This is a genomic window from Marinobacter sp. (genome assembly GCF_044799475.1).
Taxonomy (GTDB): Bacteria; Pseudomonadota; Gammaproteobacteria; order Pseudomonadales; family Oleiphilaceae; genus Marinobacter.
The window spans coordinates 3,546,269-3,558,185 of the sequence record NZ_CP085217.1 but is presented as its reverse complement, the minus strand read 5'-3'; the positions used below and the strand labels follow the sequence as shown (position 1 = coordinate 3,558,185).

At 56.9% G+C, this 11,917-nt stretch carries 8 protein-coding genes and 1 rRNA gene; 1 reads left to right on the top strand and 8 read right to left on the bottom strand.

Annotation, left to right across the window (positions count from 1 at the left end):
• Nucleotides 1-65 precede the first annotated feature (65 nt).
• Nucleotides 66-181, top strand: a 5S ribosomal RNA gene (gene rrf, locus LG327_RS16340).
• A 76-nt stretch (nucleotides 182-257) separates the two neighbouring features.
• On the opposite strand, the gene LG327_RS16335 is transcribed toward rrf, so the two are convergent.
• The 8 genes from LG327_RS16335 to LG327_RS16300 form a co-directional block, all read right to left on the bottom strand.
• On the bottom strand, nucleotides 258-971 hold the full coding sequence (locus LG327_RS16335) for a sensor histidine kinase (protein WP_404363535.1): 714 nt from the start codon (nucleotides 969-971) through the stop codon (nucleotides 258-260).
• The gene (locus tag LG327_RS16330; protein WP_404363533.1) at nucleotides 964-2,607 is read right to left on the bottom strand and encodes a tetratricopeptide repeat protein; all 1,644 of its coding nucleotides are present in this window, start codon (nucleotides 2,605-2,607) and stop codon (nucleotides 964-966) included. Before LG327_RS16330 ends, LG327_RS16335 begins: the two co-directional genes overlap by 8 nt.
• Nucleotides 2,604-6,122, bottom strand: a complete 3,519-nt coding sequence (locus tag LG327_RS16325) for a NahK/ErcS family hybrid sensor histidine kinase/response regulator (RefSeq protein WP_404363531.1) — start codon at nucleotides 6,120-6,122, stop codon at nucleotides 2,604-2,606. The genes LG327_RS16330 and LG327_RS16325 overlap by 4 nt, the downstream gene beginning before the upstream one ends.
• Before the next feature lie 175 nt (nucleotides 6,123-6,297).
• On the bottom strand, nucleotides 6,298-6,801 hold the full coding sequence (locus LG327_RS16320; protein ID WP_404363529.1) for a hypothetical protein: 504 nt from the start codon (nucleotides 6,799-6,801) through the stop codon (nucleotides 6,298-6,300).
• Nucleotides 6,802-6,892: 91 nt separating this feature from the next.
• Complete coding sequence (locus LG327_RS16315; protein ID WP_404363527.1) at nucleotides 6,893-8,677, bottom strand: sodium:solute symporter family protein; 1,785 nt, start codon at nucleotides 8,675-8,677, stop codon at nucleotides 6,893-6,895.
• Nucleotides 8,678-8,682: 5 nt separating this feature from the next.
• Nucleotides 8,683-8,946 carry a DUF4212 domain-containing protein gene (locus LG327_RS16310; RefSeq protein WP_404363525.1) on the bottom strand — a complete coding sequence of 88 codons (264 nt, stop codon included), beginning with the start codon at nucleotides 8,944-8,946 and terminating at the stop codon, nucleotides 8,683-8,685.
• A gap of 221 nt (nucleotides 8,947-9,167) precedes the next feature.
• Nucleotides 9,168-9,875 (bottom strand): PolC-type DNA polymerase III, encoded by a 708-nt coding sequence (locus LG327_RS16305; protein ID WP_404363524.1) that lies wholly within the window; start codon nucleotides 9,873-9,875, stop codon nucleotides 9,168-9,170.
• 12 nt (nucleotides 9,876-9,887) lie between these two features.
• A complete protein-coding gene (locus LG327_RS16300) occupies nucleotides 9,888-11,801 on the bottom strand; it encodes a putative nucleotidyltransferase substrate binding domain-containing protein (protein WP_404363523.1) in 1,914 nt (637 codons plus the stop codon).
• Nucleotides 11,802-11,917: the final 116 nt, after the last annotated feature.

Genomic DNA, 11,917 nt, shown 5'->3' with positions numbered 1-11,917 from the left:
TGACGCCGCGATCGTTATCAGAACACCCGTTTCAATCCTGTCCTTCCCAGTGATCAACCGTTTTGCCTGACGACCATAGCGGTCTGGAACCACCTGATCCCATCCCGAACTCAGAAGTGAAACAGACCAGCGCCGATGGTAGTGTGGCTTCTGCCCATGTGAGAGTAGGTCATCGTCAGGCTCCTAATATAAACAAGCCCCGTCAGCTATGCTGCCGGGGCTTTTTTATTGCCTGCGGAAAAGCCTGCCAACAGGTGTTATGGAAGCCAGATCTCAAAAACGCCGCCGCCAAGGGTGCCCTGATTGTGAAGTTTGATGAACCCCTGGCGCGGGCCATCCCGGTGAAGCCGTGCAACCGAGGAGGCAAAGAAAAGACCAAGACTGGTGCTGCCCGAATTAAAATCGACTGGTTTGGGATCGACGGAACCGGTCTTCTGCATGTGTTCCGGGTATCCTTCACCGTCATCCTCGACACCGATAACAAGGAACTGGTCCCTCTGCTCTGCGGTTAGCAGAATTTTGCTCCTGGTATAACGAATAGCGTTATTGATGGTGTTGTTAAGCACCCCAGTCAGAAGGTCTTCGTCAAAATAACCGAGGACCTCTCCGGCGTCGATGCTGTAGCTGATGTTATGGCCTTCCAGCAGGGGCCGGTGCCTGGCAAGGTGCTGAGAGAGGAAATCAGGAACGAAATGCTCCTCTGAATGGGCTGAAAGCGTATGTTCGCCAAGCCGGTACAGACCGAGCAGCTGGACCAGATCACTGTGAACGCGCTCGGCTTCGTACTGGAGGGTGTTGAAACGGAGTGATCCCGAAAGCGTGTCTCTGTGCTCCTCCCTCAAACTGTCCAGTGAGTGAAGTAGCATCCCGAGGGAATTCTTCATGTCGTGCACGGCGGATGCGATGACCATGGAAAAATTGACATGGCTATCGTCAGCGGTATCGCCGGGAGGATTGTGTTGGTCAGGCATGTTTAATGGCATCCAGTTTTTTACGCAGGGTGACATACCGGCGATGCTGCCGGTGCTGCTCAGGTAGATTTTTAAGCGCATCCAGACAACGATAGCTCTGGGCCAGAAGTTCCGGATCATGCCCGCCGCCGGCAATCTGTTTCATCCGGACCTGGACAAGGTTCAGGTTGAGGGCGGTGTGATTTGGGACTATAGCAAGAGCCTGCTCAAAGGCCCGGGCTGCCTCGTCGAGGTTACCCCCCTCAAAGGCTTTTATGCCTTCCCGGTTGAAGGCGCGTGCCTGCAGCTTCTGTTTGAAACCGACAGGCTCGTCCATGAGGGTTTCAATTTCCTGAAGGATTGCGGGCTCGGACTCAAACCGCTGGGCCAGCCCTGACAGGAGTTGCTCTGCCTGATCGCTCCTGTCATTACGGTAAAGGGTTTTTGCCAGTTCCAGCCCTACCTCCGCGCTGGCGCTGGCTGGATCAATCCGGGCCTCGGCCTGTTCCAGGCACTCTGTGGCTGCTCTCGTTTGGCCCTGCCCGGCATGCACCCTCGATTGCACGAGGAGGCTTTTAGTGCCGATATCAGGAGCATCCGGGAAGCGTCGTTCAACCTTCGCCAGAACCGCAAGGGCCTCTTTCGCATGCTCCTTGCCCTCGCTGCCGGGCTCAGCCTCGCTTATATCGGCGAGTGACCTTCCCAGCGCAAGGTGGTGGTCGGCGCTGTCATGAATGGAATGGGTACCGAGTTGCACGGTACGGCGCCAGGCCTCTGTGGCCCTGTCGATGTCCTGGGCGGATGTCGCAAGTTCAGCGAGGCTGCGGTGCCGAAGAAGCGCATTCGGGGACAGTTCTGACGCTTTCTCAAGAATCTGTTGTGCCTGCGTCAGCTTACCTTTTTTGGCCAGGGCCTCAGCGAGCAGGTCATAGGCTTCGATAAAATCGGGGTGGCTGGCAATCAGGCTCTGGAGTTCGGATATTGAATCATCCAGATGCTGCTCTGCCAGGAGTACCCGGCCTCTTCCCAGGCGTGCCCAGGAAAGATCCCGCTGGGCCAGAACCTCATCGTATATTTTGCGGGCGTGGCCAAAGTCCCCCATCTGGAAATAGAGATCGGCCAGGGTTTTCATCAGCCATGTTTTGTAACGAGGTTGCTGTGGAATAGTCGCGAGACAGAGGGAGACGGCCTCTGGGAGATTTTCTTTGTCAATTGCCCGATTGATGGGCAATAGCGCGTTTCGCTGGAGAATCAGCGCGCCCAGGCGTTTTTCCAGCATGTCCCGGTTGATTGGCTTGGTGAGATAGGCGTCCGGCTGGTATTCACGTGCACCCATGACCATTTCTTTGGACGTTTCAGCGGTGACCAGCAGGAACAGCGATGTCCGTTTCAGCAGCTTTTTATGTCTGAGTTCTTCCAGTATGTGCTGCCCATTTTTGCCCTCGCCCAGGTTGTAGTCGCAAAGCACGACGTCAAACTGATCATAGGTGCAAAGCTGAATCGCCGCGGAACCATTCGAAATGAGTTCCACCTTGTCTGCGCCAAAGCTGCGCAGCATCTGGCGCATGGAAAGCCTGAAATTCTCGAAATCGTCTATAACCAGGTAACGGAGCTTGTGAAACTCTGGATTCCCGGAAGTAGCGGTTGCTGACGTCATGCCTGTCTCTGTCGCAGAAGTTTGTTGACGAGCGCTCTCAGTGCGGCTGGTTTTACCGGTTTGTAGAGCACCTGATAGCCCCGGCTTATCGCATCGGAGCGGACTTCATGTCCCATATATCCCGTGATCAGAATTCCCGGAAGCACCTGATCAAAGGTGCTGCGAATGGCGTCCATGGCGTCAAGGCCATTCCGACCTTCATCAAGCTGATAGTCTGCCAGCATTATATCCGGAGGGACACCATCCAGCTGGTCGATGGCATGTTCCAGACTTTCTGCCAGTGTGACCCGGCACTGCCAGTTGCCCAGCAGCGCTCCCATTCCTTCAAGGATGTGAACATCGTTGTCTATGCATAGCACATTGAGCCCGCTCAGGCTCGAGAGACCCCGTGAGGTCCGCCCGGTCCGTGCCGGCAGCTCTTCAGTGGGTTGGGGCGCGGCGCGAGTTACAGTGATGCTGAAGACGCTTCCCAGACCCTGGACCGATCGCACGCTGACAGGGTGGTCCAGCATGCCCGAAATCCGGTCGACAATAGCCAGACCCAGGCCCAGGCCTTTTTTGTCTCTGCCGTGCTGAAGCCGACGAAACTCTTCAAAAATCCGCTCCAGCTGGTCCTCGGGAATGCCGGGACCGGTGTCCCATACTTCGATGCGAATATAGCCTTTCAGGCGTCGGCATCCGAGTAGAATCCGGCCTCTTGGGGTATAGCGTATGGCGTTTGACAGGAAGTTCTGGACCACGCGTCGGAGCAGTTTCGCGTCTGAGCGAACCCAGGCGCTGCTGGGTACCAGATCCAGGGTCAGATCCTGGTCGGCGGCTATGGCTGAGAACTCCGTTGCCAGATGCTTGAGCATGTCATTCACCGGAAAGCTGGTGATCTGAGGCTCAAGGGCCCCGGCATCAAGCTTTGAGATATCCAGCAGGGTGCTGATGATCTCTTCCGCAGCACTGAGAGAGCTGTCGACGTGTTGCACCAGCTCTCGTGCTTCCGCCGACTGGGGCTTGCCTGAAAGCGCTGAAGTGAAAAGCCTCGCGGCATTAAGTGGCTGGAGCAGGTCATGGCTTGCAGCCGCCAGGAAGCGTGTTTTGCTCTGGTTGGCCTGCTCTGCGACAGATTTGGCTTTCAGCATCTGTTCATTGATCACCTGCAGCTCCTGGGTCCGCTCCTTGACCCGCTGCTCCAGGTAGATATTGGTTTCCTTGAGTGCCTGTTCGGTCCTCCGCATGGCGGTAATGTCCTGAAAAGTCGTGACATATCCACCCCCCGGAATCGGACTGCCATCGATTTTCAGAACCGTGCCATCCGGTCTGTGACGCTCGTAGGACATATGCTCGCCGGCACGCATGCTGCCGCAACGCAGCTCAATAATGTCATCCACCTTGCGGGCGGGCAGATTCGCCGAGGTGAGGTTGTACCGCATGAGATCCTCCACCGACCGTCCGGCCCGGACGAAACCCTTGGGATAGGAGAAAAGCTCAAGATAACGCTGATTCCAGACCACCAGTTGCTGCTGGTTGTTGACCACCGAGACACCCAGGCTGATGTTTTCGATTGCTGACTGGAGCAGCTCCCGGCTGAATGTCATGGCCTGGGAGGCTTCGTCGACGATGCTGACCACATCCTCGATCTGCATGTCCCTTCCGGTGAGGGTGGATTCCAGCACCACCCGTGCTGTTGAGCTCCCAATAACCGACGCCAGCTGACGCTCAACGTATTTCATCAGATGGGCTGAGGCCGGGCGCTGCGGCGCAAGCCTGATGGCATTACGGCGCTGATAGTTCCGGAACAGGGTTTCGGCACGCTCCTCACCCATGAATCGGTCGGCCAGCGCCTGCAGGTCGGCCGTCAGTACCTCACCCTCCCAGGCGTGCTGCTGGGGTGTGTGAGGCCGGGGATGGGGATCCTGGAAAAAGGAGGCGATCTGGATCTTCTCCCGCACCCGCTGGCGGGTGAGCAGGGAAAGCAGGACAAAGGTAAAGGTATTGACGCCAAGGCTCCAGATGATGCCATGACTCATCTGGTCCAGGTCCATTCCAAAAAGGGCAGTTGGCCGGGTCCAGCTGATGCCCCAGAGACCCTCTTCGATAAGGTGTTCGCCAAGCCATCCGGTTGACGCCAGAGCCGGGACAAGAAGGGTGTAGCACCAGAGTGAGAAGCCCAGAGCCAGACCCCAGACAGCGCCTGTATGGTTGGCCCTGCGCCACAGGATGCCGCCCACAAGGGCTGGTCCAAATTGCGCAGCGGCTGCGAAGGACAGCAGGCCAAACGCCGTCAGGCTGTAATCCGCTCCTGCCATCCGGTAGAAGCCATAGGCGGTGACAAGAACGACAAAGATAGCTACCCGCCGGATACTCAGCAGCAGGAAGCTGAGATCATCCCGGCGGTTCATCCGCGGACGGAAAAATTTCAGCAGGGCCGGCATGATCATTTCGTTGCTGACCATGGTCGCGATGGCAACGGAGCAGACAATGACCATGGCTGCGGCCGCCGATCCCCCGCCCAGAAAGGCAAGGATTGCGAGCCAGTGCTCTCCGGCCATCATGGGAAGGCTGAGAATCAGGGTGTCGGGATTGACCAGCCCTGCTTCCGGCATGAGCAGGCCAGCACCGGCGATGGGAAGCACGAAAGCGCTGGCGATGATCAGGTAGGCAGGCATGGCCCATCGGGCGGTTTCGAAGTCCCGGTGATCGGTGTTCTCAACCACCATGACATGAAACTGGCGCGGCAGACACATGATGGCCAGCATTGCCACCAGCGTCTGGGTTATAAATGCAGTTGCATCAAGGGTGTCTGTGGTTAGAGTGCCCAGCAGTCCGGCATTGCTGATATTGGTAAAGAGATTGCCGATACCGCCGTAAAGACCGAAAAGCACGAAAAGGCCAACCGCGACAAAAGCCACCAGTTTGATAACGGACTCAAAAGCCACGGCCTGGATCATGCCTCTGTGATGTTCCGTGGATTCCAGGTGCCGGGTGCCAAAAAGGATGGTAAAGACGGCCAGCACAATGGTGATGTACCAGGCCGAATCCGTCCAGAAAGCGTGACTGAGTTGGCTGGTATCTGAGCGGCTCCCGGATAGCACGCTGAACCCCATGTCTATCGCTTTAAGCTGCAGAGCGATATAGGGAACGCTGCCAACCACCGCGACGAGGGAAATCAGGGCGGCGAGAGGCTGTGATTTGCCGTAGCGGGATGCGATAAAGTCTGCGATGGACGTACTGTTATTGCGTTTGCTGATGTAAATGATCCGTCGAAGCAGGGGTGCTCCGAACACAAAGACCAGCAGGGGGCCAAGGTAAATGGGCAGATAGCCCAGCCCCTCCTGAGTTGCTCTTCCTACGGCTCCGTAAAAGGTCCAGGAAGTAAAGTAGACCGCGAGTGAGAGGGCGTAAATGTGTGTTCTGGCAAAACGCCGCCGGTAAAGTGCTGGATGCCTGTCCCCGGCCCAGGCAATGGCGAACAGGAGGGAAATATAGGCGATTGAGATCAGAACCAGCAGCCAGACGCTGAGCATAAACGGACATTCTCACGGCATGGATGAAAAACAGGGTCAGGATGGTCGTCCACAGGGTCACGGCATATCGTTCAGTGTAGCGTGACATCCTCTACCTGACAGCTTTGTCCGCCAGGCAGACGATGGCGACATTCAGACCGTATTGCGACGGTGACGCCCCGCACGAGGACAGGAGTCAGTGACAGACTGCTGCCATCAGTGTGTCGTCGGCAGGCAGTCTCCGGATCAAGTCTGCCTGGGGCTTTCCCTCGTTATCCAGAGGCACCATTTCAGAGGCTTCACAGTTTGCCAGATAAACCCCCTCGGAAACCCTTCCGCCATAGCTGTGCCGGAAGCGATAGAGCTGAAAAGTGACCAGACCCCCATCCGGGCCGGCCCTGGTGATGCTGTTTTCATCCAGCACAGTGAAACCAGTGGTCTGTGGGACAAGGTAGCTCCAGGGGCGCCAGATCACCTGCTCCTGCTGGGTACTGACGACACTGGTGTCTTCGGGCAGTCGCGAGGCCATGTGATCGAACCATGTGTACTCGATATAGACCTGATAGGCCATCATCCCAAGCCCGGCGAACACGGGAATAATCCATTTTGGGGCCTTTTTCATGGTCAGGGCCCGTATGCCCAGCGCGATACCTGCGGCTCCCAGCCCTGCGAAAATCGTTGCAACCAGATTCCAGAACATATTCTTTCCTCAAAAAAAACGGGCCTCCTCAGAGAGGAAGCCCGTTTGGGATCAACCTTTACGGATTGTACCGCAATTGGTCTTTTTCGGCTCAGTGATCAAGCGCAGCAGTCGGATCCACTGGCTTTTTCGCAGCCCGGGGATAGCGCACGCTTTCCACCAGGTCCTGAATCTCCTTCGGCGGCGCTTCAGTGGCGTTGGACACCGTGAAGGCAACAGCGAAGTTGATCATCGCACCGATCGCTCCAAAGGACAGCGGCGAGATGCCGAACAGCCAGTTATCAGGCGTGTTGGCCAGATTGTTGGTGCCTGGAATAAAGAACCAGCCCAGGAAGACAAAGATGTAAACCAGGGTGGAGATCAGGCCAGCCAGCATACCGGCGATTGCACCTTTGTTGTTCACGCGTTTGGAGAAGATCCCCATCATCAGAGCCGGGAACAGCGACGCCGCCGCGATGCCAAAGGCCAGTGCCACCACCTGTGCGGCAAATCCTGGCGGGTTTGCCCCCAGGTAAGTGGCCACCACTATGGCAACTGACATGGTGATTCGCGCCGCCAGCAGTTCCCCCTTGTCGCTGATGTCCGGTTTGAAAGCCCCCTTGATCAGGTCATGGCTTACCGCCGAGGAGATAGCCAATAGCAGGCCAGCTGCCGTCGACAGGGCGGCGGCAAGACCACCAGCCGCTATCAGGCCAATGACCCAGCCTGGCAGGTTGGCAATTTCCGGGTTTGCCAGCACCAGTATGTCGCGGTTGTATTCAAACTCATTGCCTTCCCAACCGCGGGCCTCGGCAGTAGGTCTGAACTCTTCCGTGTCGTTGTAATACTGGATGCGGCCGTCATTATTCTTGTCTTCGTAGGTAATCAGGCCCGTGACCTCCCACTCCTGAATCCATTGGGGCCGCTGGTCGTACTCGATTGGCTGACTCTCAGGTCCGTTCGGATAGATTGTGTCGAAGATGTTCAGGCGTGCCATGGAAGCAACTGCAGGTGCTGTCAGGTAGAGCAGGGCAATGAAGACCAGAGCCCAGCCGGCAGACCAGCGAGCATCAGCAACCTTTGGAACCGTGAAGAAGCGGATGATGACGTGTGGCAGGCCCGCTGTGCCGATCATCAGGGACAGAGTGAACAGGAACATGTTGAGCTTGTTGTCCACGTCAGCCGTGTAGTCGCGGAAGCCGAGCGCCGTAATGACTTCGTCAAGCTTCTCCAGCAGAGGCAGTCCGGATTCGACATGGGTAGAGAAGAGGCCCAGGGGCGGGAGTGGATTACCGGTTAGCTGAAGTGAGATGAAGACGGCGGGAATGGTATAGGCGATGATCAGCACGATGTACTGGGCTACCTGGGTGTAGGTAATGCCCTTCATGCCGCCCAGCACGGCGTAGATGAAAATGACTACAGCAGCAATAATCAGACCCGTAGTGGAGTCGACTTCGAGAAATCGTGAGAAAGCAACACCGGCACCGGCCATCTGGCCGATAACATAAGTAACCGAAGCGGCGATCAGGCAGGCCACAGCCACGAAGCGCGCATTCTTACTGTAGAAGCGGTCCCCGATAAATTCCGGCACCGTGAATTTTCCGAATTTGCGCAGGTAAGGCGCCAGAAGCATGGCCAGCAGCACATAGCCGCCAGTCCAGCCCATCAGGAACGTGGAGTTTGCATAGCCGCCAGCCGCGATCAGGCCGGCCATAGAAATGAACGACGCGGCGGACATCCAGTCTGCGCCGATAGCCATGCCATTGGTGACAGGGTGAATACCACCGCCTGCAACATAGAAATCACTGGTGCTGCCAGCCTTGGCCCAGATGGCAATCAGTATATATAAGGCAAAAGAACCGCCAACAAAAAGCAGGTTGATATAGAACTGATCCATGATGCTTACTCCTCGTCCAGGCCGAATTTTTGATCGAGCCTGTTCATTTTCCAGGCGTAGAAGAAAATCAGGACGATGAAGGTGAGAATGGATCCCTGTTGTGCAAACCAGAAACCAAGGTCTGTGCCCCCGATCGGGATCCCAGCAAGAAGTGGGCGAAACAGTATGGCGCAGCCATAAGACACGAATGCCCATACGATCATGCACCCAAGAATAAGACGCAGATTCGCCTTCCAGTACAGAACGGCGTTACTCGGTATATCCGACATGGCTATTCTCCAGCGTTGTTGTTGTTCAGTCACGGCCCGGCACGGGGATGTGCAGGAAAACTTTTTTTATGTTGATCATTATCTTATTGCCCATGACGACTTTACCGGGGAACCATTTAATGGATATTGGCAAAAGGTCTAATCTTCCCGGGTATCAGTGAGGTAGGTCTGCCTGGGGCTGAAACAGGGGGTCGGCCTCTGGTCAGATTAGTGCCGCGGAATCAGTGGCGTCGAATAGCTTTCAACCGGCGGTAATTACGCAGTCGGGTCACCAGCTGCTCCAGCGTGGCCGTATCTGTTTTGATGGCTTTGTCCAGGGCGATCAGGGTCAGCTCTGCGGTTGCCAGGGCGTCCGCCGCCGCGTTGTGACGCTCGCTGACCTCAAGCGCAAAATGGTCGGTCCAGTTATCCAGCCTGCCCCCGCTGGTGTTGCTGTCGGGAAACAGCGCGGGCAGCAGGTCGGCTACGTCCAGCCACACGTGGGGGTGCGTATAGCCCAGCGTGTGTTTGAGGGACTTTTCCAGAAACTTTTGATCGAACGCAGAATGAAAGGCCAGGATCGGATCGCCATTCATCCATTCCAGGAGGTGTAAAAGAGCATCTTCGGTTTCGTGGCCCCGGGTAAGGGCCTCTGGTCCGATGCCGTGAATCAGGACCGTTTCACTGATATCCAGTTCCGGCCGTCTGAGCACCAGGTCGAACTGGTCGCGAAGGGGGATTTCAAGGCCGCTGATGGCAACTGCCCCGATGGCGATCACCTGGTCTTTTGAGGGGTTCAGGCCGGTGGTCTCCAGGTCCAGCACGATCATCCTGAGGTCGCTCAGGGGCTGGCCTGCCGCAGCCTTCGGCTGAGGCAGGTGCGCGAGGTCATGGTGCGGGCTGGTTCGGCTCAGGGCCCGGTCAAGCCAGTTTTTTATGTTATTGAACATGGGCCTGGCCACTCAGAGAAGATAGGCAGTTTCGAGCTTCTGTTGCAGGCGCTGGGCCTGGCGGAATGACTCCCGCAGAATTCTTTTGTCCAGCGGATTCAGGTCATCCGGGTTGATGTAATTGCTCAGGGGCTGGTCTTTTTCCAGCTGCTCCTGATGGGCTCGCATGCGGATGACCTGAATGAGGCTGTAGGCTTCTTTCCAGGCATTGGCATCTTTGCGGTTGAAGACACCTTTATCGGCAAGCCTCTCCATGCGTTCCAGGGTGTTGGGCTCGCCTATGCCGTGGGCCAGAGCAAAAACCCTGACCGCCTCTACAAAAGGCGCCAGGCCCTGGCGTTTGAGATCCAGGGTATGTTTCTCCCCCTCCGAAGCGTAGCGAAAGTTGCGAAACATGGTAAGAGGTGGCTTGCGGGTGACGGCGTTGCCGGCAAGCATTTTCTGGAAAAGGTCGTTTTTCCGGATGCGCGCAACCACTTTCTCCAGCAGTGCTTCCAGGGGTTCCCGGGGGCCAAAAACTGCGCGCATGTCGAGGAAGATCGAGGAGTACATAAGATTCTTCGGCGTGGAGGCATCAATAAAACGGATAAACCAGTCGTCCCACTCTTCACTGCTGAGGCACAGCTTTGGATTGCTTGCCATAATGTTGCCTTTGCAGAGGGTGAACCCGCATTCTGCGAGTTCGAGAGTAACGGTTTCGGCAAAGGGCAGCAGCCGTTCCCGGACCTGATCCTCCGTCATGCCCTCGGGCGTTTCGAACAGTATGCCGTTGTCCTGGTCGGTGAGCAGGGTCTGTTCCTGTCGTCCCTCACTGCCGAAAGTAAGCCAGGTGAAAGGAATCCCCGGGTCCTTCTTTTTCAGATTCAGTTCGAGCACCCGACGTACCGTCACGTCGTTCAGGGTGGTGATGATCTTGACTACCTGCCCGGAGTCGGCGCCGTGTGCCAGCATGGTATCCACGAGCCGTGAGACCTGGCTTCGCAGGCTCACCAGGGTGCGCAGATGGGTGGCGGTCCCTATGGTTCGCGCAAGGTGGACCAGATCCACCCTCTGTAGGGAGAAGAGGTCCCGCTCCGAGACCACACCAATCAGCTTACGCTCGCTGTCCACCACGCAGATATGGGCGAAATGACGTTCAGCCATTAGCAGGGCCGCATCAAAAGCGTGGGCTGTGGACGGCAGGTAGCAGGGGTCCGGCGTCATTACCTGGCTTACCGGTGCGTTGAGAGTCGCCTGCTCTTCCGCAATCATGGTGCGAAGGTCCCGCAGGGTGAAAATACCCACGGGGCGGCGGCTCTCGTCCGTGATGACCATGCTGCCGACGCTGTTTTCGTGCATGCGGGCGACCACCTTGCGCACCGGCAGGTCGGGTGAGCACACGATGGGGTTGCGAAGGGCATAGCGCTCCAGGGGTGTGTCCAGGGACGTGCTGGGACTGATTGAAGCCATGGCCCCGGACTGTATGTGCCGGTTGACCTGATCCAGGAGGCTGCTGACGCCCCGCAGGCAGAAATCGCGGAAGGGCTCGCTCTCGGAAAACAGGGTAACGAAGTGTTTGTGGTCGAGACTCAGGCAGAAGGTGTCGCCACTGGCCCGGTGCAGGGTACGGGTCGGCCTCTCACCGATCAGCGCTGCCAGAGGAAAGCATTCCCCCTGGCTTATTTCAAAGGTGGTTTCGGCCTGGCCATCTTTGCTGTTGAGGCGCTCCCCCCTGATCCGGCCCTGCTTTACCAGGTTGAAGCTCCGCACTTGCCCATCATCTGGCGAGAGCACAACATCACCATCGGCATAAAAACGAAGCACGGCGTTTTCTGCAAAATGGGCGAGATGGCTCTCGTCCATGCTGGAAAACGGGGCATGTTCGCGCAGAAATGCCATGATGGCACGGATATTCTGGGGACGGTCTTCTGTCGTGTTGGTTTCCATAGGACTCCGCCAGATCGATTCAATGACATCAGTGTAGCCTGGACTCGCCATCCCTGGGCGTGCCATATGTTAAGGGCAATACTGGCGCTTTATGGGTAAGGTGGTCAGTGGTAAAA